This window comes from uncultured Polaribacter sp. (assembly GCF_947497125.1).
GTDB lineage: Bacteria > Bacteroidota > Bacteroidia > Flavobacteriales > Flavobacteriaceae > Polaribacter.
Genome location: NZ_CANMFI010000003.1, coordinates 62733 through 88600, shown reverse-complemented (window position 1 = coordinate 88600; position 25868 = coordinate 62733). Strand labels below are relative to the sequence as shown.

Annotated in this window: 23 protein-coding genes and 1 tRNA gene; 4 read left to right on the top strand and 20 right to left on the bottom strand. The window is 32.1% G+C overall.

What is annotated here, in order from left to right; genetic code table 11:
- Window positions 1–15: 15 nt before the first annotated feature.
- Both Q0678_RS05720 and Q0678_RS05715 read right to left on the bottom strand, forming a co-directional pair.
- Window positions 16–1068, bottom strand: a complete 1053-nt coding sequence (locus tag Q0678_RS05720; protein ID WP_299055174.1) for a nucleoid-associated protein — start codon at window positions 1066–1068, stop codon at window positions 16–18.
- Between the two features lie 153 nt (window positions 1069–1221).
- Window positions 1222–1821, bottom strand: a complete 600-nt coding sequence (locus Q0678_RS05715) for a ribonuclease HII (RefSeq protein ID WP_299055171.1) — start codon at window positions 1819–1821, stop codon at window positions 1222–1224.
- A 156-nt stretch (window positions 1822–1977) separates the two neighbouring features.
- Between Q0678_RS05715 and Q0678_RS05710 the strand changes: the two genes are divergently transcribed.
- Window positions 1978–3948, top strand: a complete 1971-nt coding sequence (locus Q0678_RS05710) for a putative porin (RefSeq protein WP_299055168.1) — start codon at window positions 1978–1980, stop codon at window positions 3946–3948.
- Between the two features lie 36 nt (window positions 3949–3984).
- On the top strand, window positions 3985–4221 hold the full coding sequence (locus Q0678_RS05705) for a hypothetical protein (RefSeq protein WP_299055165.1): 237 nt from the start codon (window positions 3985–3987) through the stop codon (window positions 4219–4221).
- Window positions 4222–4230: 9 nt separating this feature from the next.
- Here the strand turns inward: Q0678_RS05705 and nhaC are convergent, their stop codons facing one another.
- Window positions 4231–5715, bottom strand: a complete 1485-nt coding sequence (gene nhaC / locus Q0678_RS05700; protein ID WP_299055163.1) for a Na+/H+ antiporter NhaC — start codon at window positions 5713–5715, stop codon at window positions 4231–4233.
- A 98-nt stretch (window positions 5716–5813) separates the two neighbouring features.
- On the opposite strand from nhaC, the gene Q0678_RS05695 reads away from it, so the two are divergent.
- Window positions 5814–6836 carry a metal-dependent hydrolase gene (locus Q0678_RS05695; protein WP_299055161.1) on the top strand — a complete coding sequence of 341 codons (1023 nt, stop codon included), beginning with the start codon at window positions 5814–5816 and terminating at the stop codon, window positions 6834–6836.
- 103 nt (window positions 6837–6939) lie between these two features.
- Here Q0678_RS05695 and Q0678_RS05690 read toward each other — a convergent pair whose 3' ends face one another.
- The 5 genes from Q0678_RS05690 to rsgA form a co-directional block, all read right to left on the bottom strand.
- Complete coding sequence (locus tag Q0678_RS05690; protein ID WP_299055157.1) at window positions 6940–7578, bottom strand: YceI family protein; 639 nt, start codon at window positions 7576–7578, stop codon at window positions 6940–6942.
- Between the two features lie 78 nt (window positions 7579–7656).
- Entirely contained in the window at window positions 7657–8370 is a 714-nt protein-coding gene (locus Q0678_RS05685) for a tRNA threonylcarbamoyladenosine dehydratase (RefSeq protein WP_299055154.1), read from the bottom strand.
- Window positions 8367–9011, bottom strand: a complete 645-nt coding sequence (locus tag Q0678_RS05680; protein ID WP_299055152.1) for a TatD family hydrolase — start codon at window positions 9009–9011, stop codon at window positions 8367–8369. Before Q0678_RS05680 ends, Q0678_RS05685 begins: the two co-directional genes overlap by 4 nt.
- Window positions 9012–9016: 5 nt before the next feature.
- Window positions 9017–9469 carry a D-aminoacyl-tRNA deacylase gene (gene dtd, locus Q0678_RS05675; protein ID WP_299055150.1) on the bottom strand — a complete coding sequence of 151 codons (453 nt, stop codon included), beginning with the start codon at window positions 9467–9469 and terminating at the stop codon, window positions 9017–9019.
- Between the two features lie 3 nt (window positions 9470–9472).
- Complete coding sequence (gene rsgA, locus Q0678_RS05670; RefSeq protein ID WP_299055147.1) at window positions 9473–10438, bottom strand: ribosome small subunit-dependent GTPase A; 966 nt, start codon at window positions 10436–10438, stop codon at window positions 9473–9475.
- Window positions 10439–10642: 204 nt separating this feature from the next.
- Between rsgA and Q0678_RS05665 the strand changes: the two genes are divergently transcribed.
- Window positions 10643–11284: a hypothetical protein gene (locus tag Q0678_RS05665; protein ID WP_299055145.1), complete on the top strand. Its 642-nt coding sequence runs from the start codon at window positions 10643–10645 to the stop codon at window positions 11282–11284.
- A 232-nt stretch (window positions 11285–11516) separates the two neighbouring features.
- Here the strand turns inward: Q0678_RS05665 and Q0678_RS05660 are convergent, their stop codons facing one another.
- From Q0678_RS05660 to Q0678_RS05605, 12 genes are all read right to left on the bottom strand, one after another.
- Window positions 11517–12599 (bottom strand): bifunctional 3-deoxy-7-phosphoheptulonate synthase/chorismate mutase type II, encoded by a 1083-nt coding sequence (locus tag Q0678_RS05660; protein ID WP_299055143.1) that lies wholly within the window; start codon window positions 12597–12599, stop codon window positions 11517–11519.
- A 20-nt stretch (window positions 12600–12619) separates the two neighbouring features.
- Window positions 12620–13471 carry a prephenate dehydrogenase gene (locus Q0678_RS05655; protein WP_299055141.1) on the bottom strand — a complete coding sequence of 284 codons (852 nt, stop codon included), beginning with the start codon at window positions 13469–13471 and terminating at the stop codon, window positions 12620–12622.
- A 60-nt stretch (window positions 13472–13531) separates the two neighbouring features.
- Window positions 13532–14674: an aminotransferase class I/II-fold pyridoxal phosphate-dependent enzyme gene (locus tag Q0678_RS05650; RefSeq protein WP_299055138.1), complete on the bottom strand. Its 1143-nt coding sequence runs from the start codon at window positions 14672–14674 to the stop codon at window positions 13532–13534.
- Window positions 14667–15497, bottom strand: a complete 831-nt coding sequence (locus tag Q0678_RS05645; protein ID WP_299055135.1) for a prephenate dehydratase — start codon at window positions 15495–15497, stop codon at window positions 14667–14669. Before Q0678_RS05645 ends, Q0678_RS05650 begins: the two co-directional genes overlap by 8 nt.
- Before the next feature lie 295 nt (window positions 15498–15792).
- The gene (locus Q0678_RS05640; protein ID WP_299055133.1) at window positions 15793–17289 is read right to left on the bottom strand and encodes an aminotransferase class V-fold PLP-dependent enzyme; all 1497 of its coding nucleotides are present in this window, start codon (window positions 17287–17289) and stop codon (window positions 15793–15795) included.
- Window positions 17290–17319: 30 nt separating this feature from the next.
- Entirely contained in the window at window positions 17320–19284 is a 1965-nt protein-coding gene (locus Q0678_RS05635; protein WP_299055130.1) for a cytochrome c biogenesis protein CcdA, read from the bottom strand.
- Between the two features lie 161 nt (window positions 19285–19445).
- A tRNA-Asp gene (locus Q0678_RS05630) sits at window positions 19446–19519 on the bottom strand.
- A 258-nt stretch (window positions 19520–19777) separates the two neighbouring features.
- The gene (trxA, locus tag Q0678_RS05625) at window positions 19778–20095 is read right to left on the bottom strand and encodes a thioredoxin (protein ID WP_299055128.1); all 318 of its coding nucleotides are present in this window, start codon (window positions 20093–20095) and stop codon (window positions 19778–19780) included.
- 294 nt (window positions 20096–20389) lie between these two features.
- Window positions 20390–21343 carry a methylenetetrahydrofolate reductase [NAD(P)H] gene (metF, locus tag Q0678_RS05620; protein ID WP_299055125.1) on the bottom strand — a complete coding sequence of 318 codons (954 nt, stop codon included), beginning with the start codon at window positions 21341–21343 and terminating at the stop codon, window positions 20390–20392.
- Between the two features lie 291 nt (window positions 21344–21634).
- A complete protein-coding gene (gene metH, locus Q0678_RS05615) occupies window positions 21635–24337 on the bottom strand; it encodes a methionine synthase (RefSeq protein ID WP_299055121.1) in 2703 nt (900 codons plus the stop codon).
- A gap of 3 nt (window positions 24338–24340) precedes the next feature.
- On the bottom strand, window positions 24341–24694 hold the full coding sequence (locus Q0678_RS05610) for a four helix bundle protein (RefSeq protein WP_299055119.1): 354 nt from the start codon (window positions 24692–24694) through the stop codon (window positions 24341–24343).
- Between the two features lie 87 nt (window positions 24695–24781).
- A complete protein-coding gene (locus Q0678_RS05605; protein WP_299055117.1) occupies window positions 24782–25777 on the bottom strand; it encodes a homocysteine S-methyltransferase family protein in 996 nt (331 codons plus the stop codon).
- Window positions 25778–25868 lie beyond the last annotated feature (91 nt).

Here is a 25868-nt window from a genome sequence, read left to right as displayed (position 1 = left end):
ACTAAATTAACAGCACTATTTTTCTTCGTTAAAGTACACTTTGTAGTATTTCATTTTTTTCTCTTCATCATAACCTCTTTCTAAATATTCTGAAGCTGCCTCTGGTGCATCTACATCTAATTTTATGCTAATATTGGTATCTAATTTTATTTCTGTTTTTAACTTGCTCTTCTCTTTCTTTAAAACAACACCAGAAACATCAAAATTATTTCTAATCAATACATCGTTTAAATTCTCGAAGTGTTTTTTATACTCGTCAAACTGTTGTTTGTGTTTTTCTTCACCAAAAACTTCATCTTTAAAAGTGGCATAGTCTACCGTTTCATTTTCTTTAAAATAATCTACCGTATTTGCTAAAAAATTACCTTGCTCTTGCATGCCTAATTCTGGCTTAATTACTTCTTCAGAAAATTCTTTACACATCTCTAAATAACTCTGAGTATGCGAATTATAATCGTCTGCAAGTTGTACGCTTAAAAAATTCTTAATCCAATATTGTGCATCGTAATTGTTATTATCTACAGAAAAAACAACAGTACCTTCTGTATCTGATGTATTTAAAACCAAACAACCTTTGTCTATTCTTTTTGTAGAAATTCCTTTTTGTACTACCACATCCCAACTTTCATTATCGTCTAAATACGTTTGAAAAAAATCGACCTTATTTTCTATTTTAAAAAAACCTATAGCTTCGGTTAACACATCTTTGTATTCTATCCCTTCAATAAAAACAACCAACACATCTCCGGTTTTTATTTGTGCCGAATTAGACTGCTCATACAAATGATTGACCATGTTTTTAGAATACTCTACAAAAGTAGTTTCGTCTTTAAAAATTTCTGATGCATAGTTGTTCATTTCATTTAAACGCACATCTGCATGGTGCGAAAAACGATAACTCTGCGTAAGAGAACCAAAGGGTTTTAGTAGAAAATTTTTCATTAAATCGTAACTTTCTTGGTCAAAACGAATTAAATCTTCGGAAAAAACATTGCTTCCGCTATTGAATTTGTTAGCTACTTTATGTAAAATACATTTGGTAATCTCGGCTCTGGTCTTTTTAATCATTTTATAAAATTGAGATGGTAAAAATAGAAAAAGTTGTTGGCTATTATTCTAAAAGTTAGCAAAATATTTAGCCCTGATTGAACGGTCTATTTGAGCTCTCCCGATTTTTATCGGGAAGCGAGTAGTGAAAGCAGGAAATAGCTTCTAAAAAAATTATACTTTTAGTTTTATTTGCTCTAGTAAGAGCCTAAATGTTTTTCTGTGATAGGCTGTTGCACCAAATTCGCGAATGGCATTTCTGTGTTCTTTGGTAGGATATCCTTTGTTTTTTTGCCAATTATACACAGGAAACTCTTGATGAATTTTAGTCATGTACTCATCTCTGTAGGTTTTTGCCAACACAGATGCTGCGGCTATACTTAGGTACTTTGCGTCACCTTTTACAATGGTTTGATGCGGAATATCTTTATAATTTTTAAATTTATTACCGTCTACAATAATGTATTCTGGCGTTAATTTTAAGGCTTCAATGGCACGATGCATGCCTGTTATAGAGGCTTGTAAAACATTTATTTTGTCTACTTCGTCTTGCCAAACAAAAGAAACACCAAAAGCCAAGGCATTTTCTTCTATAATTGGCCTAAGCAAGTCGCGTTTTTTTTCTGAAATTTGTTTAGAATCATTTAAAAGTGGATGTGAAAAATTTTCTGGCAAAATTACTGCTGCTGCCACAACTGGCCCAGACAAACAACCTCGACCTGCCTCATCTGTACCTGCTTCTAACAAAAAACCACTGTAATTTAATTCTAACATTTTACAAAGAAAAGAAAAGTTTACTTAATATTTTTTATTAAAATAAATACTGTTTTTAATATTTAGAAAGCAGATTGTTAATTAACAATTTTCAGAGAAACTATTAACCAATATTTTAGTTAAATTATTTTACATTTGTAGCTAGAAATACTTTCTATGAATAAATTATTCTTTTTTTTATCTATCCTTTTTTTTCTTGTTGCAAACCAAACGTTTTCACAACAAGTAATTAAGCCTACTCAAAAAGGAAATGGATTTAATTCTTTAAATAATAGTGTAAATGATACGATAACAAATTCTGGCAGTATTAATGTAACACTATCTGGTACAACCAAGTACACAGACTATAAAATTTTCTCTCACCAAAGAGATACAACATATATCGATACTACTTTAAACATTAAAAAAGATTATAAATTCAACTATTTAAGAACCGATAATTTTGAATTGCTTGCCTTTCATAATCAGGGGCAAACTTTTAACAATCTTGGCTATAGTTTTAATGATATTAGTAATTATCCTGATATTGGATTTACAGCAAAACAGTTTAGCTTTTTAGACATAGAAGATATTAAATATTACGAAGTACCAACACCTACCACAGAAATAACCTATAGAACAGGCTTACAACAAGGACAAGTTTTAGATGCAATTTTCACTTTAAATTTCTCGAAACGATTAAACGTTTCTTTATCTTACAAAGGTATTAGGTCTTTGGGAGCATATAGAAGGTCTTTAGCAAGTCATGGAAATTTTAGAGGTACTTTTCAATATAGAACTACAAACAATAGATATGAAATTAGAGGTCATGTAACCTCTCAAGATTTTTTTAACGAAGAAAGTGGTGGTCTTCCTGATAGCGAGATAGAAAAATTTAAAAGTAATGACTCTAATTATACAAGCAGAGAACGTTTAGATGTAAATTTAACTGATGCTGAAAATAATTTTGAAGGCAAAAGAATTTATCTAGACCACAGCTACAAACTTTTTGCTAATAAAGACACCTTGGGTAATAAAGATTTTAGCAATCTAAAACTTGGTCATGTTTTTACCTATGAAACCAAGCAATATAATTTTAGCCAAACCAATGCAAATACTAGTTTTTTTGGTGAAGAGAACAGTACTAATGCTAATGAAGATGCTGCAAAATATCAATTTTTAAACAACGAATTTAATCTAGAATTTAACTCTAAATATGTATTAGGTAAGATTAAAGCCAACATAAACCTGATTAATTACTCATATGGCTATGATACTATCTTAAATACCAACAACCTTATAAGTAATACAAAATTAAAAGGCAATGTAATTTCTGCAGGGGCAAAATGGAATGCTAAAATTAAAAACTTTAACTTAAATGCTGTTGCAAACGTAACACCTGGCAATAGCAATTTAGGGGGCTCTTATTTAAAAGGAGAAGCCAGTTATAAAAAAGACAGTGTATTTAACATTAAAGCTAGTTTATTATTAAGCTCTAAAGCACCTAATTTTAACATGCAGCTTCATCAAAGTAACCACGATATTTACAATTGGGAAAATAATTTCAGCAAAGTGAACACAAGAAATTTAGGGTTTGATATTGCTTCTAAATGGATAAATGCAGGAGTTAATTTTACCAATATAGACAATTACACTTATTTTGACGCTAACTATCAGCCACAACAATTTAATGATCAAATTACTTATTTAAAAGTAAAAGCCAATAAAGAGTTTAAGTATAAAAAAATAGCTTTAGATAATACTGTAATGTATCAAAATGTAAGTAACGGAGGTAGTGTTTTTAGAGTACCCGAAATGGTTACCAGAAACACTCTTTACTATCAAGATTATTGGTTTAAAGGAAAACCAATGCTGGTTAATATTGGCGCTACTTTTAATTACTTTACAAAGTATAAAATGAATGCTTACAACCCATTACTTGCAGAATTTACATTACAAGACAACCAAGAAATAGGCTTTGCATCTTTAGATGTTTTTTTTAATGCTCAAGTAAGAAGAACTCGTTTGTATTTTAAAATTGAAAACGTTACTTCTGGCTTTACAGAAAAAAATTATTTTTCTGCACCTAATTATCCGTACAGAGATTTTACCATACGTTTTGGTTTGGTATGGAACTGGTTTATTTAAATAATAACTTTTTTCACAATTTAAAAATAAGTTACAATGAAAAATCAACTTAAAAATAATTGGAAACTTTTTCTAATTGCAAGTTTTACTTTAGGATTAGCGCCTTTTAACCCACCACATATTTGGGATAAAATTCAATGGATTGTTGGCGGAAATGCTTTTACCGGAGCAAATAGTATGCAGTTTCAAGATTGGTTTGATGTGGCGATGCACGGAACTCCATGGGTTTTATTATTCATTTCAGGAATATTAAACATCCCTAGAAAAAAATAAAACAATTCTTTATTTTTTTACCAATTGCTTAATTTTAATATTAAAAGCTGCAAAAAGTAAGGTTGTAAAAGGCGACAACCAGTTAAATATTGCATAGAAAAAGTACTCTCCTACACCAACACCTAATACTCCAGATTGATAAGCACCACAGGTATTCCAAGGAATTAAAACCGACGTTACTGTTCCTGAATCTTCTAGAGTTCTACTTAAATTTTCAGGAGCCAACCCTTTGTCTTCATAAGCTTTTTTAAACATTTTACCTGGTACAACAATGGCTAAATATTGGTCTGATGCTGTAACGTTTAATGCTAAACAACTTGCAACTGTACTTGCAAATAAACCAAAAACAGAAGAAGCCAAACTTAACAACGCTTTACTAATCGTTGCTAAAGCACCAATTGCATCCATTACTCCACCAAAAACCATGGCACAAATAATTAACCAAATAGTCCCTAACATACCACTCATTCCACCCGCAGAAAATAAGTCATTTAACTCTTTACTTGAGGTTTCTACTGCAGAATCTACCGTAATTGCATTCATAACCCCTTTATAAGCCGTTTTAAAATTTAAAACATCTGCACCCGCAACATTTTGCACAATCTCTGGCTGCGCAATAATTGCTGTAACACCTGCTAACAAAGTTCCTATAAGTAAAGCAATTAGAGGTTCTGTTTTTTTAATAATTAAAACAATCACTAAAACTGGTACAACAAACAACCAAGGCGAAATATTAAAGGCCGCATCAATTGCTGATAGTTTGTCTGAAACATCTGGCGAACCAGTTGTTTCAATAGAGAAACCGATAATTAAAAATACCAAAAGAGTAACTATAATTGTCGGTATTGTAGTGATAGACATGTATTTAATATGCTCAAACAACTCTCCACCAGCCATCGTTGGCGCAAGGTTTGTAGTATCTGATAGTGGCGACATTTTATCTCCAAAATAAGCCCCAGATAAAACTGCTCCTGCAGTCATCCCTGCAGAAATACCTAAAGTATTTCCAATTCCTATTAAGGCAATTCCTACTGTCGCAGAAGTTGTCCAAGAGCTTCCTGTGGCAATCGAAATAATAGCACAAATAACTACTGAAGCTGCCAAAAATATTGTCGGATTTAAAATTTGTAATCCGTAATAAATCATTGAAGGTATAATGCCACTAATCAACCATGTTCCTGCCAAAGCACCAACCATCAATAAAATTAAAATTGCCCCTGTAGTAGATTTTACGTTCTCTGCTACTTCCTCCATCATTTGTTTGTAAGATACTTTATTTCTAAAACCAACAATGGCTGCAACTGCTGCTCCAATTAACAACACAAACTGATTACTACCACTTAACGCATCATCTCCATAGACAAAAAATACATTAAAAAATAAAATAGCAACTAACACAAAAACTGGCACTAGTGCTTCTAAAATACTAAGTTCTTTATTCTCTATAATATTTTCGTCTTGTGGGTTTGTTGGGCTTATATTTTGACTTTCCATTGATTGTAAAATTTGGTACTGTAATGTTACGATTTTAAGTGAAGTTACGCAAATTGATAACTTGCTGAGTTACAGAAAACATCTTTATATTTGTAGGTATGGATTCATTAACTCAGATTGTTTTAGGCGCTGCTTGTGGCGAATTGATACTTGGAAAGAAAATAGGCAACAAAGCGTTATTATTTGGCGCTATTGGTGGTACCATACCAGATTTAGATGTTTTTATAGGTAAAATTTTCTATGCAAATGAAATACAGGCAATGGCCTTTCATCGGGGTTTTATGCACTCCATTTTCTTTGCTATTTTGGGTACCTTTCTATTTGGTTGGCTTGCATTTAAGTTATACAATACAGGTAAAAGGACACACACAAGTTCTCTAAAAGATTGGCGCTTACTATTCTTTTGGTCCATTTTTACACATCCGTTATTAGACTGTTTTACACCTTACGGAACGCAATTATTTGCACCTATTTCTGATTACAGGGTTGCTTTTAATAACATTTCGGTAGTAGATCCTCTCTATACTGTTCCGTTTTTAATTTGTTTGATGGTCGTACTGTTTTTTAAACGAACAAATTCTAAAAGATCAAAATGGACAAAAGCAGGAATTTACATAAGTTCTTTTTACATGCTTTTTACCATTGGAAATAAATTGTATGTAGATGCTATTTTTAGAAAATCGTATGAAAAGGCAGGCCTTAAAATTGATCGTTTTTCTGCACAGCCTACCATATTAAACAATATCCTTTGGTATGCCGTAGCAGAAACTAAAGACAGATACCATATTACTTTTTATTCTTTATTTGATACAAGTAAAACCGCTAACACAATTATTTCTATTGATAAAAATCATGGTTTAATTGACATGACTGATAAAAACCTACAAACTTTAGCTTGGTTTAGTAACAATTATTATAATATTTCTAAAAGCGAAAAAGAAGATACTTATAAATATGTTGATTTGCGTTACCCGATTTTGAACCCAGAAGATCTAAATACCGCTCTTTTTAAATTTACCGTTATCAATAAAAATAATGAGTGGGATATGTTACCTTTTCAAGGAAATCCTCCAAATAAAAAAGATTTTACAAAGTTTACAGAACGTTTTTGGGGTATTTAGCTCCTTTTTAAATTTGAACAACATTATTAATTTATTAAAAACAAAAAAGGCTAAAACAAAATGTTTTAGCCTTTTATAATTGTATTAACTTTTAAAAAGTTACCTATGCTTTTGTTTTTACAACAAAAGATATTTCCATTAAATCGTTGATAAACTTGTCTTTTAAAGCTGCATCAAACTTTTTAGAACTGTAAGTAATACCAAAATCTGTTCTGTCTACACTAAATTTTTCACTTGTAAAAGTTGTTACATTATCTACTGTTGCAATTGCTGCAGCTATTGTAATACTTTTTGTAGTTTCTTTTAGCGTTAAATTACCAGTTACATGTAATTTACCTTCTTTGTTTTCTACACTTGTAATTACAAATTTAGAAGTTGGAAAAGCAGCGACATCAAAAAAGTCTGGAGAAGACAAATGTCCTTTTAATTTTCCGTTTCCTTCATTATCTGCAGGAATGTCTAAAACATTAATAGAAGTCATGTCTATTACAAACTCTCCACCAGTTAAAGATCCGTTGTCTAAAACTAAAGACCCTTCTTTTAACATAATGTCTCCATTATGAGTACCTGTTGGCTTAGAACCTAACCATGTAATTGTAGAACTTGCAACATCTACATTGTTAGTGCTTGCTACTTTTGCTACTTGTACAGCTTCTTTTACTTCTACTTTGTCTTTTTTGTTTTCTTTACAAGCAGTTAAAACTGTTGCCACTACTACTAATGATAAAATTATTTTCTTCATTTTATTTAAATTAATTGTTTTTAGAATTATTTTCCATGGCAAATATACATGCTTTTTATTTTCCTTGGAAACTATTTTTTACTTTTTTAATAAAAAATTAACAACATGCGCTGCAGCTTGCAAGCCAAAAGCTGCTGGCATATAGCTAATAGTGCCATAATACGATTTTTTAAAATTGGTACCGTCTGTAATTTTAACACTCGAAGGTATTTGTACCTCATCAGAATATACAGCTTTTACACCTTTATCTACTTTGCGTTCTTTTAAGCGTTTTCTTAACACTCTTGCCATGGTGCAATTTTTAGTTTTCGCTATGTCTTTTACTCTTATTTTAGTAGCATCTAACTTACCTCCTGCTCCCATAGAAGATATAATTTTTACTTTTTTTCTTCTTGCGGCAACTATTAAATTTATTTTTGGAGTAATAGAATCAATACAATCTAAAACATAATCAAACTCTTTGGTTACAATTTCGTAAGCTCTTTCTGGCGATAAAAACTCAGTAAAAACTGTTAGTTTTATTGCTGGATTAATGTCTTTAATTCTTGTTGCCAAAACTTCTGTTTTTAATTGCCCTACTGTTGAATCTAACGCTGGTAATTGTCTGTTTTTGTTGGTTGCATCAAAAACATCACCATCAACTATTGTTAATTTACCCACGCCTGCTCTAGCAATAAATTCTGCAGCATAACTGCCAACACCACCCAAACCTACAATTAAAATATTGGCGTTCTGTAGTTTTTCTAATCCTTCTTTTTGCACTAACAATTCGGTACGTTCTAACCAACTCATCTTTTAAAAATCTTTGTAAAATTGTTTTTTATTTCTTTTTGAAGTGCTATAACTTCAATGTTTTTTATACCCGCTAATTTTTGATACACCGCTTGAATTTTAACTTCTGCAGTATCTGTTTCAAGAAAAATTGAGGAAATTGGTGTTTTAGAAACAACCTCTTCTAGTTTTATAGTATTGATGATTGCTGCTCCGAAAGATAAAATCAGTTTGTTTTTAAGTAAACTTTCTGCGATGTGTATATTTTTATTAAAACCATGTAAAACCCAAGGCTGTGTTGGTTGTAACTCTTTTTTGAATTCGATAACTTCCTGGTGACTTTTTACACAATGAATTAGTAATGGTTTTTTATATTTTTCTGAAAGTAGAATGTGTTGTCTAAATACTTTTTGTTGAAGCTCAAAATCTGTTTCCGTAAGTTTATCTAATCCACATTCACCAATAGCAAGACAATTTTTGTGTTGTATTTTTTCTTCAATAATTAAAAATTCTTCATCAATTTTATTTTTATTGATAAACCAAGGATGTATTCCGATTGAAAATGGATTTGTAAAATTAGTAGCAGTTGGATACTTATTTACAATAGAAAAAACATTTTTAACAGGTTTGTTATTATGCGTATGAATATCAAAAAAGTCCATACAACTTACTCTTTATTTTTAGAATCGATACAAATTGTAACTGGCCCATCATTTAAAAGTTCTACTTTCATATCAGCACCAAACTTACCTGTTTGCACTTTTTTGCCAATTTCTTTTTCAAGCGAAGCTACAAATGTTTCATACAAAGGGATTGCAATTTCGGGTTTGGCTGCTTTTATATAACTCGGCCTGTTGCCCTTTTTGGTAGCTGCTTGTAACGTAAACTGACTGACAACTATAACATCACCAGAAACCTCTTTTAAAGATAAATTCATTACCAAATTTTCATCATTAAAAATACGAAGGTTCGCAACTTTTCTTACCAAATAATCAATATCTTCTTGTGTATCTTCTGCAACAATACCTACTAAAACCAATAGACCTGTTTTAATTGCTGCAACTTTATTTTGCTGAATCGTTACACTTGCTTTAGAAACTCTTTGAATAACAATTTTCATCTTTTATTCGGTATCATCTTCGTTCCAAACATCCGTTCTAAAATGCGAAGTTTCATCTTCTCCTTCTAAGATTTGAAGGTAACTTTTGTAACGAGACCAAGAAACGCGTTCTTCTTCTAAAGCTTCTTTAACGGCACAATTGGGTTCTTTGGTGTGTATGCAATTGTTAAACTTACAATCTTGTTTAAGGGCAAAAAACTCTGGAAAATAATCTCCCAACTCATATTTATCAATATCTACAACACCAAAACCTTTAATACCTGGCGTGTCTATAATTCTAGCATTAAAAGGCAAATCGAACATTTCTGCAAAAGTAGTGGTGTGTTTTCCTTGGTTGTGCTGGTCAGAAATCTCTTTTGTTTTTAGGTTTAAATTGGGCGCTATTGCATTTACCAAAGTAGATTTTCCAACACCAGAATGACCGACAAACATAGATGTTTTGTCTGTCATGATTTCTTTTATTTCAGCTACATTTTTATTTTGAGTTGCAGAAACTTCTACACATCTGTACCCAATAGCTTCGTATATCTCTTTTAAATATAGAATTTCTGCACGCTCTTCAATTTCATAGGCATCTATTTTATTAAAAACTAAAATAGTCTCTATTCTATAGGCTCTTGTAGACACTAAAAAACGATCTATAAAAGCGGTAAATGTTGGTGGATTATTTATCGTAATTAACAAAAAAACCTGATCTATGTTTGCTGCAATTACATGAGTTTGTTTAGACAGATTTACAGATTTACGAACTATAAAATTATCTCGTTCTACAATGGTCTTGATCACCCCAATTTCTTCGTCTCCCTTTTTTTCTAAGTCAAAAACAACAGCATCGCCAACAGCAATTGGGTTGGTACTTTTAATTCCTTTAATTCTAAATTTCCCTTTAATTCTACAAGTATGAAAATTACCATCAGTAGATTTTACCAAATACGAACTTCCTGTAGATTTGTAAACGATTCCTGTCATTAGTACAAAGATGCTGAATTTTATATAAATATAAGAATGTCAGTTTAAGTGATTTTCTATTTTTAATAATTTTGTAATTAAATAATACTTTTAAATTCCCTGAAATTCTATATAAACAACTAATAAAATCAAGTTTTAAAACTTAGAATTTTAATGTTTTGATGAAAAAAAACTATATTAGCTCATAAATTTTAAAATATCATAATGAAAAAATTAATTACTTTTTTAACCCTTATTGTTTGTATATCTACTATTAAAGCACAAACAAAACTTTATGTTCATTCAGATGCTAAAACTTATGTTGCAAACACTAAAACAATTGCTATTTTACCATTAAATGTACAAGTTAAATTAAGACCTAAACAGTTAAAAGATTTTACCCCAGAACAAATAATTGATATGGGAAAAAACGAAGCTATAGATATACAAAATGCAATGTATACATGGTTTTTAACTAGAAAAAAAAGAGGAACATTATTAGTGGATGTTCAAAGCCCAAAAAGAACAAATGCTTTATTAAAAAAGAAAGGAATAGATATTCATTCTTATGATGAATATTTACCAAGTGAATTAGGTGAAATTTTAGGCGCAGATGCTATAATTACAGGATCTTATGAAACCTCTAAACCAATGTCAAATGGAGCTGCAATTGGACTTGCTGTTTTAACAGGTGGACTGTTTGCAACAAACAGCGCAACAATCAATATGGATATCACAAACACTTCAGATGATGAATTGGTGGTGAATTATCTTAAGAAAATAAAAGGAACTCTTGGTTCTGATGCACAAGATCTAATTAATGTTTTAATGAGAAAAGTGTCTAGAAGAATTCCTTATACAAAATAATATTTATTTTGTGTAATGTCCTAAAATAGAATTAGAAATTAATAAAATACAAGGTAGTGATTTTTATCACTGCCTTTTTTTTAGAAAAAAAATACAGCGAAAGCCTGACCAAGCTTTTTTGCTTGGTAAATCCCAAAAAAAATACCTTCAAATTTTAAAAACTTGAAGGTATTTGTAAGAATATCAATTTATAAAACCGAAATAAATTTAGTAATACAATCTTATATGATTTTTATCCGTTGATAATTTTTTCTTGATGATTGATAGATTCTTGGTGAATTGCCTTGAACATTTTTAGTACAAACTCTTCACTTAGTCCTTTACTTTCACCTTCTAAAATCATGTTTCCTAAAATTTCATTCCATCTTTTAGATTGTAAAACGGCTACATTTTTATCTTTTTTAAGTGCCCCAATTTGGTCTGCAATTTTCATTCGTTTTCCTAACGTTTCTAACAATTGATTATCGGCAACGTTAATTTGAGCACGTAAATTTTCTAAAGAACTTGTGTATTCTGCCTCAGAATTGGTTTCTTTTTTAATTTTTAAATCTACCATAATCTGCTTCAACTTTGCTGGCGTTACTTGTTGTGCAGCATCAGACCAAGCATTTTCTGGATCGAAATGTGTTTCGATCATCAACCCATCAAAGTTTAAGTCTAAAGCAGTCTGAGAAACTTCTTGAATCATTTCTCTGTTTCCTGTAATATGAGAAGGATCGCAGATTAAAGGCAAATCTGGAAATTTATTTTGAAACTCAATTGCCAATTGCCATTCTGGTATGTTTCTGTATTTCGATTTTTCATATGTAGAAAAACCTCTATGAATGGCTCCTAAATTTTTAATTCCGGCAGTATATAATCTTTCAATACCACCTAACCATAAGGCTAAATCTGGATTTACAGGATTTTTAACCAATACAATTTTATCGGTTCCTTGCAATGCATCTGCAATTTCTTGCATTATAAATGGCGACACTGTAGAACGTGCACCAATCCATAATAAATCTACATCATTTTCTAAGGCTAATTTTACATGCGCAGCATTTGCTACCTCTGTACAGGTTTTCATACCTGTTTCCTCTTTTACTTTTTTCAGCCATCTTAAACCAATTTCTCCAACACCTTCAAACATACCTGGTCTTGTTCTTGGTTTCCAAATTCCTGCTCTAAAATAGTTTACATCAGAATCTTTTAATTCGTGTGCAATTTTTAAAACCTGTTCTTCGGTTTCTGCACTACAAGGCCCTGCTATTACTAGTGGATGTTCTAATTTCATATCATCCAACCATGTTCTTAATTCTTTTGTATTCTTCATTTTTCTACTTGTTTTGGCGTTTATTTTATGCCGTTTAAAATTTGTTTAATATAATTTGTGTTCTCCATTTCGTTAAAAATTTCAGAGAAATTATCTTGTTGCATCAACTCTTTAAAATGTTGTAAATTGTTAATGTATTCTTCTAATGTTTCTATAACATTGTCTTTGTTTTGCTTAAAAATGGGTGTCCACATTGCAGGACTACTTTTTGCCAAACGAACGGTAGATTCGAAACCAGAACCTGCCATGTCAAAAATATCACGTTCGTTTTTCTCTTTATTTATGACAGTTTTACCTAACATAAATGCACTTATGTGAGAGAGGTGCGAAACATACGCAATATGTTTGTCATGCGATACGGCATCCATATATCTAATACGCATTCCAATAGCATTAAAAAGTGCCAACGCTTTTTCTTGCAACTTAAAAGTTGTTTTTTCTACTTCGCAAATAATATTCGTTTTCCCTTTGTATAAGCCAGAAATTGCAGCTGTTGGCCCAGATTTTTCTGTACCTGCAATAGGATGACATGCTAAAAAATTTCTTCTTTTTGGATGATGTTCAACGGCCTTACAAATTGCTTCTTTTGTTGAACCCGCATCTACCACCAAGCCATTATCTGATATTTTATCTAAAATAGTTGGTAATAATTTTACGGTTGCATCTACAGGAATAGACACAATAACCAAATCTGCATTTTCTAAATCATCTAAAGTGGCTTTTTTATCAATTAGATTCAATTCTAAAGCCTTGTTTAAGGTTTCGTCTTTTCTACTAATTCCGTGAATTATAACTTCTGGATTGTAGTTTTTTATGTCGATAGCAAAACTACCGCCAATTAAACCGACCCCAATCATGTATATATTTTTCATTTTCTGTTTGCTTTGTACTTTATGCTTTAGGAGATATTCCTGTAGCTTAAAGCTTATTGCTTATAGCCTTGAAATTGCTTCTTTAATTACAGCTTCTGTTACACATAACGAAAACCTTATATATCCTTCTCCTTGAGAGCCAAAAATGGTTCCTGGTGTTATAAATATATCGTTGTCATACAAAATTGCATCTGTAACTGCTTCCGATTTTTTGCCTTCTGGTATTTTAGCCCAAACAAATAAACCCGTTGCATTTTTATCATACACTGCATCTAACTTATCTGCCAATTGCCAAACCAATGCTCTTCTGGCTTCATAAATTTTATTCTGTTCTACAAACCAAGCATCAGATAAATGCAATGCTTGTATGGCTCCTTTTTGAATGCCGTAAAACATACCAGAATCCATATTAGATTTTACTTTTAAAATTTCTGTAATATAATCTTCGTTTCCTAAAACCATTCCTACACGCCAACCTGCCATGTTAAAAGTTTTACTTAAAGAATTTAATTCTAAAGCAATGTCTTTTGCACCATTAACTTGTAAAATACTAATAGGATTGTTGTTTAAAATAAAGCTATACGGATTGTCATTGATAATTAAAATGTTGTGTTTTTTTCCGAAAGCAATCAACTTTTTAAAGGTTTCTAAAGTAGCATTTGTTCCTGTTGGCATATGCGGATAATTAACCCACATTATTTTTACAGCACTTAAATCTTGCGCTTCTAATTCCTTAAAATTTGGTTGCCAATTATTTACTGCATCTAAATTATAAAAAAGCGGTTCAGCGCCTACTAACTTTGTTACAGAAGTATAGGTTGGATAGCCTGGATTGGGAATTAATACTTGATCGCCTTCGTTTAAAAAAGCCATAGAAATATGCATTATTCCCTCTTTGCTTCCCATAAGAGGTAAAATCTCTGTTTCTGAATTTGCAACTACAGAAAACTTGTTTTTGTAAAAAGTTGCAATGGCAGTCCTTAACTCGGGTAACCCTTGATAAGATTGATATTTATGAGCAGATGCATCTCCTAAACTAGTAGAAATTGCTTCAATTACTGTTGCTGGCGGTCGCAAATCTGGCGAACCGATTCCCATATTAATTATTGGTTTTCCTGCAGCAACTAAACCACGTACTTCTCTTAATTTTTTAGAGAAATAGTATTCTTTTACGGTCTCTAACCTTTTCGCGGGTTTAATCATTATTTCTTCCGTTTTTATAGGTTCCTAATATTTTAAATTCTTCTGCCATGATCTCTAAGATTGCAATGGCTTTTTGATACTCTTTAAAGTCATCAAAAGTAACATCTACAAAAAACGAGTATTTCCAAGGTGTTTCTATAACTGGCAACGATTGTATTTTGGTTAAATTCATTTTACAATCGCTTAACACATTTAAAATTGCCGCCAAACTACCTCTTTTATGATTTAATTGAAATTTTAAAGAAGCCTTGTTAACACTTGTGTCTGTTTCTGGCTTGTTTGTTTGTACAATTACAAAGCGCGTTGCATTGTCTTTTATCGTTTGTATGTCATCTTCAATTACATGCAAACCAAATATCTCTGCCGCTATTTTTGGCGCTATTGCAGCAATACCTGTTAAATTTTCTTTAGCAATTCTTTTGGCAACTTCTGCAGTATCTACATCTTCTACCAATTTAATATGCGGATGTTTTTTAAAAAACGCTTTGCATTGTAACAACGCCATCGGATGCGACCAAACCTCTTTAATATCCTTAATTTGTTGGCCCTTTAATGCCATTAAATGATGATGAATATTTAAATACTCTTCATCTATAATATGTAAATTATTACTATCGATTAAGGCATAATTAGGTATAATAGAACCTGCAATGGTATTTTCTAAGGCCATTACTCCGAATTTTGCAGAACCTTCTAATAACTTTTGCACCAAGGCATCAAAAGACATGCACTCAATCAACTGAATGTTACTGCCGTAAAAGTTGAGTGCAACTTTATGATGATTAGAGCCTTCTGCTCCCTGTATAGCGATAATTTTGTTCATGTATATTCAAAAAAAAAGTCCCGAATTATATTCGAGACTTTATATACTTAATATGTTTTTAGGAACACAATACAAAGCCTCTTCTCTTACTAAAGAAGTAAAAATAGAAACGTGTAAAATAGTTCTGTAACATTTGTTTATATTAATTGTAAGAAGCAAATCTAAAGAATAAATTGAAATAAACAAATTATAGAACATTATTTATAAATAAAATAACAGATTATTAAAAACATCCTAAAATAACACACATATAATTATGTAATTATCTAATCGCTATAACATTTAAAATCATATTCTAAATTTCAAACCATCTTTCTACCAACTCTTTTTCAATTGGCGCAACTGTTTTGTGAATAAAATCGTTTTTAATAGGATCGTATTCATAATCAATAGCCCAATCTTTTATATGGATAGAAAGTTCTTTTAAAGAATTACAGATAAAAGAAAGTTCTTTATTTGTAACCGTTGGATGCAAGGACAAACGAACCCATCCTGGCTTTTTGGTATTGCATCCGTGCAAAATTTCATCTTTAATTTTATTAGAGGTCTCTTGGTCTACGTTTAATAAAAAATGTCCGTAAGTACCTGCACAAGAACAACCACCTCTGGTTTGTATTCCAAAACGATCGTTTAATAACTTTACCACTAAATTAAAGTGGTACTCTTCAAAATAAAAAGAAAAAATACTCAATCGCTTTTTATGATTTGGTGCCAAAATGACTACACCGGGCAAGTTTTCTAATGTCTTAAAAACAACTTTATTAATTTCTTCTTCTCTTTGTTCAATGTTATCAACACCCATCTTTTCTTTTAACTGAATAGAAAGTGCTACTCTAATTGTCTGTAAAAAGGCTGGCGTACCACCATCTTCTCTAGTTTCTACATCATCAAAATAATCATGCTGCCCCCAAGGATTTGTATAACTTACCGTTCCTCCACCTGGGTTATCTGGTATGGTATTTTTATATAATTTCTTGTTAAAAACCAAAACACCTGCACTACCTGGCCCTCCTAAAAACTTATGCGGAGAGAAGAAAATAGCATCTAAGTACTCATCTTCATTTGCTGGATGCATATCTATTGAAACATAAGGCGCACAACAAGCAAAATCTACAAAACACAAACCATTGTACTTATGTATTAATTTTGCTACCTGATGATAAGGTGTTTTTATACCGGTAACATTAGAGCAAGAAGTAATTGCTGCTATTTTTATTTTTCTATCTTGATGCTTTACAATACACTTTTCAAATGTTTTTAAACACACCAACCCTTCATTATTACAAGGCACTACCTCTACATCTGCAATGGTCTCTAACCAAGATGTTTGGTTCGAGTGATGCTCCATATGACTTACAAAAACAATTGGTCTTAAATCGTCTGGTATTGTTGTATGATCTTTTAAATTCTCGGAAACTTTTAAACCTAAAATTCTTTGAAATTTATTAACAACGCCTGTCATACCAGAACCAGAAGTAATTAAAACATCATTTGCATTTGCATTTACATGCGCTTTAATAATTTGCCTAGCTTTATGATAAGCCAATGTCATTGCGGCTCCAGAAGTAGCAGTTTCTGTATGTGTATTGGCTACAAAAGGGCCAAACTGATACAACATTTTATCTTCTACAAAACTATGCAATCGTCCACTAGCTGTCCAATCTGTGTAAATTAGATTTTGAGTACCGTAAGGAGATTCAAAAGTTTGATCAATTCCAATAATCTGTTTTCTAAATTGATGAAAATAACTTTCCAAATCTAACTTTTCTATATTTTCTTTTGATGAAGCCATATCTATAAAACGTTAATCAATGTTGAGTAATTATTTAAAATTAGAAATCCCTGTTTTAAGCCAATTGTAATAAACATTTACATCTGGTGTATAAGCTACTGGCCTATTCAAAGGCTCTTCATTATGATTTAACAACACATAAAAAGGTTGTGTATTTGTCTGATACTTTATGGTTTGTAATTCACTCCACTTCTGACCTATATACTTTAATTTTTTACCTGGTTTTAATTTAGATTCAGTAATTTCTGCTTCTTTTAACGGTCGTTTATCATCAACATATAAAGAAATTAAAACTACATCATTTTTAATTACCTGCAAAACAGTTGGCTTAACCCAAACATTTTGCTCCATTTTTCTACAATTTACACAAGCGTGACCTGTAAAATCTAACAGAACAGGTTTTCCAACTTTTTTTGCATATGCCATGCCTTTATCATAATCATTAAATGCCAAAATATTATGTGGCGCCATTAAATGAGCTCCTTCGGGAATTGCAGTATTTAAAGTTGTTTTTCCGTTTGATGAATTTGTAAATCCTACCCCATACGGCGACTCGCTATAATGCTGTGGTGGTGGAAAAGCACTAATAATATTTAGCGGTGCACCCCACAAACCAGGAATCATATAAATGGTAAATGTTAAAGAAACTAAGCCTAAAAACAACCTACCAACAGAAATATGTTTTAAGGGTGTATCATGTGGTAGTTGTATTTTACCAAAAAGATAAACTGATAAAACACCAAAAATAGCAATCCAAATGGCAATGAACACTTCTCTTTCTAAAAGGTGAAGTTGTAAAACCAAATCTACATTTGATAAAAATTTAAAAGCCAAGGCTAACTCTAAAAACCCTAAAACAACTTTTACCGTATTTAACCAACCACCAGATTTTGGTAATGAATTTAACCACCCCGGAAAAGCAGCAAATAAGGCAAACGGCAATGCTATTGCTGTAGAAAAACCTAACATGCTAACTATTGGCGCTACTCTCTCGCCAGTGGTTGCCGCAGCTACTAATGCAGAACCAACTAACGGACCTGTACAAGAAAAAGAAACAATTGCCAACGCTAACGCCATAAAGAAAATACCTACATAGCCTCCTTTATCTGCTTTTGCATCTATTTTTGTCCCCCAAGAACTTGGTAAAACAAGTTCGAAAGCACCTAAAAAAGATGCTGCAAAAAATACTAGTAATAGAAAGAAAAGGAGGTTGAACCAAATATTGGTAGACAAGGCATTTAAGGCAGATGGACCAAAAATAGCACTAACAGCTAAACCAATTACAACATAGATTATTATAATAGAAAACCCAAAAAAAATGGCATTTCTAATACCGATTGCTTTTGTTTTACTCTGTTTTGTAAAAAAACTAACCGTCATTGGTATCATTGGAAAAACACAAGGTGTTAGCAAAGCCGCTAACCCTGCAAAGAAGCTTAATAGAAATAATGACAACAAATCTGAATTTTCATTCTCCTGAGCAGTATGATCTAATGCTACAGACAAATTACTTTTTTCTAAAGACTTACTATTTTCTTTATTTGCCTTTATTTTAAGGTCGAAAACTAAATCTACCTCTGTTGGTGACAAACACTTGGTATCATCACAAACCATAAATTCTACAAATGCATTTATCGTTTCAATACCTTTTAAGACCTTTACTTTCTGCTTAAAAACAGTCTTTTTTTCAAAGAATTTAATTTTCATTTGAAAAACAGCATCATCTACCACAACGCCATTTTCTTCTTGTGTTTTACCTTCTAGTAAAAAACCTCCTTGACTTGTATCAAAAGAAAAAGAAGTAGGTATCGGTCCATCTTGTGGAACCTCTTGTGCATACAAATGCCAACCTTCTTCTATAATTGCTTCTGAAACTAAAACAAAGGTACTATCTGATAGCTTTTCTACTGAAGTAGACCATTTAATTGGGTCTTCTATCTGAGAAAACACATTTAGACTACTAATAAAAATAAAAAGTGATAATAAATACTTCATACTAATTTCTTAAATAATAACAACTCTTTTAAATTAAACAGTTATTTTGTCTCAAAGATACTTAATAAAGAAGATAAAATAAAAGGCTTTTAATTAAATTCAAATTCTAAGAAAATAGCTTGTAAAACAAAAAAAGCACCTCATAAATGAGATGCTTTTTGCGGTCTGGACGGGACTCGAACCCGCGACCCCCTGCGTGACAGGCAGGTATTCTAACCAGCTGAACTACCAGACCGTTGCTCTTAGCGGATGCAAATATAGTATAGATTTTGATATCTGCAAACTTATATTGAAAAAAAAATCAGAATTTTATCTAATTAACAACCAATTCTTAGAAAAACTCAATAAAAAAGAAAGCACATTTACGCTAAACACTTACTTACCAGATTATTAAAAATTACGTCATAAAATTATTATTTTTTGCTAATTTTAATAAATAAAAAAAAGGTTTAGCAATCGCTAAACCTTTTTTTATACTAAAAGTTAAATACTACTATATAGCAGCATCTATTTTATCTGTATATGTTTTTTTAGGTGCTACACCCACTTGCTTATCTACCACTTCTCCGTTTTTAAATACTAAAACAGTTGGTATGTTTCTTACACCATACTTTGCAGCAAATTCTTGGTTTGCATCTACATCTATTTTACCTACAACAGCTTTACCGTCGTATTCTGTATGAATTTCATCTACAATTGGTCCAACCATTCTACAAGGTCCGCACCATGCTGCCCAGAAATCTACCAATACTGGCTTGTCTGATTTTAATACTACTTCTTCGAAATTTGCGTCTGTGATTTCTAATGCCATTTTATATGTTTTAAATTATTGATGTCTTTTTAAGACTTCAAAAGTAAACAAATTATTTAAGTTCGATATTTTTAAAAAATTACTTTTTACTATTTATCTATCAATTGTATTTATTGTTAGCATATAAGAGACTAGCTGATTAAATATACTTCTGTTGGCTACAGAGGTGCGTTAGGGATTGAAACGACATCCTTTTTAGGTGACAATAAGATGATATTTGCTAATTAATAGCGCAATTAGTTTTATTGTCACCTAAAAAGATATAGTGGAAAGCCCGCTCGAACGCCCAAAAAATTAAAACAATTCTTTTGCAATTGCCTGTATATTATCGCTTTTACCCATAGAATAATAATGTAAAAACGGCACACCAGCTGCCAACAACTCTTTAGATTGCTGTATGGCAAACTCTACACCAACTTGCCTAACAGCTGCGTTAGTTGAGCATTTTTCTACCTCGTTTATTAAATTTTCTGGAATATCTATTCTAAAAACCTGTGGTAATAATTGCAAATGACGCTTAACTGCCAAAGGCTTAATTCCGGGTATAATAGGCACCGTAATTCCTATTTCTCTGGCTGCTTTTACAAACTCGAAATACTTATTATTATCAAAAAACATTTGTGTAACCACATAATCGGCACCAGCTGCTACTTTTTCTTTTAACCTTTTTAAATCGGTTTGCAAAGAAGGCGCCTCTAAATGTTTCTCTGGATACCCAGCTACACCAATACAAAAATCGGTTTTATGATCGGTTTCTATAACATCATGCAAATATTTACCAGAGTTTAAACCCTGAATTTGAGCAACCAAATCGCCGGCATATTGATGCCCGTTTTTATTTGGTTCAAAATACTTTTGATGACTCATAGCATCTCCTCTTAACGCCATTACATTATCGATACCCAAATAATGGCAATCTACTAAAAGGTATTCTGTTTCCTCTTTTGTAAAACCTCCACACAACACATGCGGCACCGTATCTACATTGTATTTGTGCTTTATGGCAGCGCAAATTCCTAGAGTACCAGGACGCATTCTTGTTAGTTTTCTATCTAACAAACCCGATTTTTCTACATACACAAACTCTTCTCTAGAAGTGGTTACATCTATAAACGGAGGCTTAAACTCCATTAAAGGATCTATATTATTGTACAATTCCTGAATGTTATTCCCTTTTTTTGGCGGAATAATTTCGAAAGAAAATAATGTTTTTCCGTTTGCTTTTTTTATGTGATCTGTAATTTTCATGTATGCTGAATTTATTTCAGTAACTATTAATATGTATTTTATTTTGGGCGTTTCCTAAAAAGGTCGCGCTTTACGTTGTATCTTTTTTTCGTTCCTCTAAAAAGGATGCCACTTCAATCGCTAACGCATCCTAGTAAGCAACTTATTTATAATATCAAACCTTGTTTCATGTTTAACAAAACAACCACTTTTTACGCTTGTAATCACAAATTATTACCTATTTCAATGCCAACCGTAAACTTACTCTGTTAATTAGACCTCACAGGTTTTAAAACCTGTGAGGTCTCTTCTTTAATTTTCAGCAAGTGTAGGATGCAACCACTTTCTTGCCTTTTCTTTTGTAATTCCTTTTCTTGTTGCAAAATCTGATACTTGGTCATCGGTAATTTTACCCAAACCAAAATACTTGGCTTCTTTGTTGGCAAAATAATAACCAGAAACAGCTGCTGCTGGCCACATGGCTAAACTTTCTGTTAAGGTAACTCCTATCTGTTTTTCAACCTCTAAAAGAGACCAAATGGTTTCTTTTTCTAGATGATCTGGACACGCAGGATAACCTGGTGCCGGTCTTATGCCTTTGTAACTTTCTTTAATTAAATCGTCGTTTGTTAAAATTTCATCTGCAGCATATCCCCAATGTTTGGTTCTAATTTGTTTGTGCAAATACTCTGCAAAAGCTTCCGCAAATCGATCTGCAATGGCTTGTGCCATAATTGCATTGTAATCGTCTTCTTTTGCCTTGTAATTATCTGCTAACTCTTGGGCCCCAAAAATAGCCACACAAAAAGCACCCATATAATCTGTTTTTCCAGTTTCTTTTGGTGCTATAAAATCTGCTAATGCATGGTTTGGTATTCCTTCTCGTTTACTTAATTGCTGACGTAATGTTCTAAAAATAGCAATTTCTTCGCCTTTTTTCTGAACAGAAATATCATCTTCATTGATTGAATTTGCTTCAAAAAGACCAAAAATTGCCTTGGGTTTTAACGATTGATTCGCAATAATTTCTTCAATCATTACTTGTGCCTCTTTATACATAATGGTTGCTTGTTCACCAACCACAGCATCTGTTAAAATATCCGGAAATTTACCATGCAAATCCCAACTTCTAAAAAACGGACTCCAATCTATAAAAGGCACTAATTCTTTTAAACTCAATTGCTCTAAAGTTTGTATGCCTAATTCTTTTGGTTTTACAATTTCTGATGCTTCCCAATCAATTTTATACTTGCGCTTACGAGCTTCAGCAATAGAAATATATGCTTTTTCTTTTCCTCGTTTTAAAAACTTGGTTCTAAACTCATCATAATCTTTCTTCAACTTTGCAACATATTCGTTAGATGATTTCTTGTTTAACAAATCGCCCACAACCGTTACTGCTCTAGAAGCATCATTTACATGCACCACCGCATTTTTATATTGTGTATCTATCTTAACTGCTGTGTGCGCCTTAGAGGTTGTTGCACCACCAATTAGTAACGGAACAGTAAAATTTTGACGTTCCATCTCTTTAGCCAAATACACCATTTCATCTAACGAAGGCGTTATCAATCCGCTTAGACCAATAACATCTACATTTTCTTTTTTAGCAGTTTCAATAATTTTTTCTGGCGGAACCATCACTCCTAAATCTACAATTTCATAGTTATTACACCCTAAAACCACAGAAACAATATTTTTACCAATATCGTGTACATCGCCTTTCACTGTTGCCATTAAAATTTTACCCAAAGTTCTTTGCTCGTCTCCTTTTTCAGCTTCAATAAACGGATTTAAATATCCTACCGCTTTTTTCATTACTCGAGCAGATTTTACAACCTGTGGTAAAAACATTTTTCCGGCTCCAAACAAGTCTCCAACCACATTCATACCCGCCATTAAATTCCCTTCAATAACTTCTATTGGCGCAGCTGCTAGTACTCTTGCTTCTTCTACATCATCTATAATAAACGCATCTATTCCTTTAACCAAAGCATGTGTAATTCTTTCTTGCAAGGTGTTTTCTCTCCAAGATAAATCTACACCTGCTTCTTTTTTAGACCCTTTTACCGTTTCTGCAAAATCTAACAAACGCTCTGTTGCATCTTCTCTTCTATCTAAAATTACGTCTTCTACATGTTCTAATAAATCTTTCGGAATGTCATCATAGACCTCTAACAAAGCAGGGTTTACAATACCAATATTCATTCCGGCCTGAATGGCGTGGTATAAAAAAACCGAATGCATTGCCTCTCGAACACCATCATTTCCTCTAAAAGAAAAAGACACGTTACTTACACCTCCACTAACAGAAACGTTTTCTAAATTTTGCCTTACCCATCTTGTAGCTTCAATAAAATCTACAGCATTTTTTCTATGTTCATCCATTCCTGTGGCTACAGGAAAAATGTTTAAATCGAAAATAATGTCTTCACTTGGAAAACCAACTTTGTTTACCAAAACATCATAAGAGCGTTTAGCAATCTCAATACGTCTCTCGTAATTATCTGCTTGTCCAACTTCATCAAAAGCCATCACAATTACTGCCGCTCCGTATCTTTTTATTTGTTTTGCTTCCCAAATAAATTTTTCTTCTCCTTCTTTTAAAGAGATAGAGTTTACAACACATTTGCCTTGCACCACCTGTAAACCAGCTTCAATAATTTCCCATTTAGAACTATCGATCATAATAGGAACTCTACAAATATCTGGCTCTGCTGCAATTAAATTTAGAAAACGAACCATGGCTTGCTTGCCATCTATTAAACCGTCATCAAAATTAATATCTATAATTTGTGCGCCACCATCTACTTGATGTCTTGCAATCGCAAGTGCCTCATCAAATTTTTCTTCTTTTATAAGGCGTAAAAACTTACGAGAACCTGCAACATTTGTTCGCTCGCCAACATTTATAAAATTGCTGTTTTCATTTAGAATCAGAGGTTCTAACCCAGAAAGTTTCATAAACTTTGTTTGGTTTATAGTTGTTGGTTCTTGGTTGTTGGTCTTACTCATACTTTATAACTTCTTGTAATAATTAATAAAACCATTTAACAATTTTTTATTTGAAATCACTTTTTCTAAAATATTTTTTAATGCTATTTCTGATATATAACCTAAATCGAATGATAAATACAACTGTGTTTCTACTTCTTGTAAAGACCCTTTAGCTATGTATAATAAATGAATTGTTTCTTTATTGGATTGTCTACCTATACCTTCTGCAATATTTGAAGGAACTGATATTGAACTTCTTCTAATTTCATTCGTTAGGGCATAAAGTTCTTCATTAGGAAAAGATTTTGTTAGTATATATACCAACTTAACCAATTCTCTCGAATATTTCCAAACATCTAACTCTGTATAATTCATTTTTTTAGTTCTTTGTTTTAGTTGATAGTTGTTGATCTTATTTCTAAATTTATTTACCTTTAGATGTAAACCATCAACCAAAAACCATTACCCAGCAACTACTCTAGGTTTGTATTTGGCGGCAATATTTGCAATAACTCGAATATGCTCTGGACTTGTACCACAACAACCACCAATAATATTTATTAAATTTTTCTTTAGATACTCTTCTATTTGCTCGCCCATTTCCTCTGGCGTTTCATCATACTCACCAAAAGCATTTGGCAATCCTGCATTTGGATGTGCAGAAATTGCAAAATCTGTTTTATTGGCTATTGCCTCTAAATGCGGCTGCAATAAGTTGGCACCAAGTGCGCAATTAAAACCTACAGACAATAATGGAATGTGAGAAACCGAAATTAAAAAAGCTTCTGCTGTTTGTCCAGATAATGTTCTACCAGAAGCATCTGTAATTGTACCGCTTAACATTACAGGTATATCCATATTTCTTTCTTCTTTAACCTCTTCTATCGCAAATAATGCTGCTTTTGCATTTAAAGTATCAAACACCGTTTCTACCAAAAATACATCTACACCGCCATCTACTAAAGCTTCTACTTGTTGTTTGTATGCAATTCTTAATTCATCAAAAGTTACAGCTCTATAACCAGGGTCATTTACATCCGGAGACATGCTTGCCGTTCTATTTGTTGGCCCTACAGAACCCGCTACAAAACGAGGTTTATGAGGTTCTTTTGCAGTATATTCATCGGCAACTTCTTTGGCCAATTTTGCAGATTGATAGTTAAGCTCATACACCAAATCTTCCATTTGATAATCTGCCATAGCAATAGTTGTCCCTGAAAATGTATTGGTTTCTACTATGTCTGCACCCGCTTCAAAATATTTACCATGAATGGTTTTTATAGCCGCTGGCTGGGTAATAGAAAGTAAATCGTTATTACCTTGAAGTGGAGTTGGATAGTCTTTAAAGCGTGCTCCTCTAAAATCTTCTTCTGTAAATTTATAGGCTTGTAGCATGGTACCCATAGCACCATCTAAAACCAAAATTCTTTCTTGTAAAGCTTTGTAAATATTAGACATATTTTTTTTGATAATTTTTATCAATATGTCATCAGGAAAAGGGAAGTTTTCTCTGTTATCTGTCGAATGATATAGCTCTTTTCAATAAAGA

Coding starts and splice junctions, on each gene's coding strand:
- Q0678_RS05720 (WP_299055174.1), bottom strand. CDS start 1,068: ATGATTAAAAAGACCAGAGCCGAGATTACCAAATGTATTTTACATAAA.
- Q0678_RS05715 (WP_299055171.1), bottom strand. CDS start 1,821: ATGTTAGAATTAAATTACAGTGGTTTTTTGTTAGAAGCAGGTACAGAT.
- Q0678_RS05710 (WP_299055168.1), top strand. CDS start 1,978: ATGAATAAATTATTCTTTTTTTTATCTATCCTTTTTTTTCTTGTTGCA.
- Q0678_RS05705 (WP_299055165.1), top strand. CDS start 3,985: ATGAAAAATCAACTTAAAAATAATTGGAAACTTTTTCTAATTGCAAGT.
- nhaC (WP_299055163.1), bottom strand. CDS start 5,715: ATGGAAAGTCAAAATATAAGCCCAACAAACCCACAAGACGAAAATATT.
- Q0678_RS05695 (WP_299055161.1), top strand. CDS start 5,814: ATGGATTCATTAACTCAGATTGTTTTAGGCGCTGCTTGTGGCGAATTG.
- Q0678_RS05690 (WP_299055157.1), bottom strand. CDS start 7,578: ATGAAGAAAATAATTTTATCATTAGTAGTAGTGGCAACAGTTTTAACT.
- Q0678_RS05685 (WP_299055154.1), bottom strand. CDS start 8,370: ATGAGTTGGTTAGAACGTACCGAATTGTTAGTGCAAAAAGAAGGATTA.
- Q0678_RS05680 (WP_299055152.1), bottom strand. CDS start 9,011: ATGGACTTTTTTGATATTCATACGCATAATAACAAACCTGTTAAAAAT.
- dtd (WP_299055150.1), bottom strand. CDS start 9,469: ATGAAAATTGTTATTCAAAGAGTTTCTAAAGCAAGTGTAACGATTCAG.
- rsgA (WP_299055147.1), bottom strand. CDS start 10,438: ATGACAGGAATCGTTTACAAATCTACAGGAAGTTCGTATTTGGTAAAA.
- Q0678_RS05665 (WP_299055145.1), top strand. CDS start 10,643: ATGAAAAAATTAATTACTTTTTTAACCCTTATTGTTTGTATATCTACT.
- Q0678_RS05660 (WP_299055143.1), bottom strand. CDS start 12,599: ATGAAGAATACAAAAGAATTAAGAACATGGTTGGATGATATGAAATTA.
- Q0678_RS05655 (WP_299055141.1), bottom strand. CDS start 13,471: ATGAAAAATATATACATGATTGGGGTCGGTTTAATTGGCGGTAGTTTT.
- Q0678_RS05650 (WP_299055138.1), bottom strand. CDS start 14,674: ATGATTAAACCCGCGAAAAGGTTAGAGACCGTAAAAGAATACTATTTC.
- Q0678_RS05645 (WP_299055135.1), bottom strand. CDS start 15,497: ATGAACAAAATTATCGCTATACAGGGAGCAGAAGGCTCTAATCATCAT.
- Q0678_RS05640 (WP_299055133.1), bottom strand. CDS start 17,289: ATGGCTTCATCAAAAGAAAATATAGAAAAGTTAGATTTGGAAAGTTAT.
- Q0678_RS05635 (WP_299055130.1), bottom strand. CDS start 19,284: ATGAAGTATTTATTATCACTTTTTATTTTTATTAGTAGTCTAAATGTG.
- trxA (WP_299055128.1), bottom strand. CDS start 20,095: ATGGCATTAGAAATCACAGACGCAAATTTCGAAGAAGTAGTATTAAAA.
- metF (WP_299055125.1), bottom strand. CDS start 21,343: ATGAAAATTACAGATCACATAAAAAAAGCAAACGGAAAAACATTATTT.
- metH (WP_299055121.1), bottom strand. CDS start 24,337: ATGAGTAAGACCAACAACCAAGAACCAACAACTATAAACCAAACAAAG.
- Q0678_RS05610 (WP_299055119.1), bottom strand. CDS start 24,694: ATGAATTATACAGAGTTAGATGTTTGGAAATATTCGAGAGAATTGGTT.
- Q0678_RS05605 (WP_299055117.1), bottom strand. CDS start 25,777: ATGTCTAATATTTACAAAGCTTTACAAGAAAGAATTTTGGTTTTAGAT.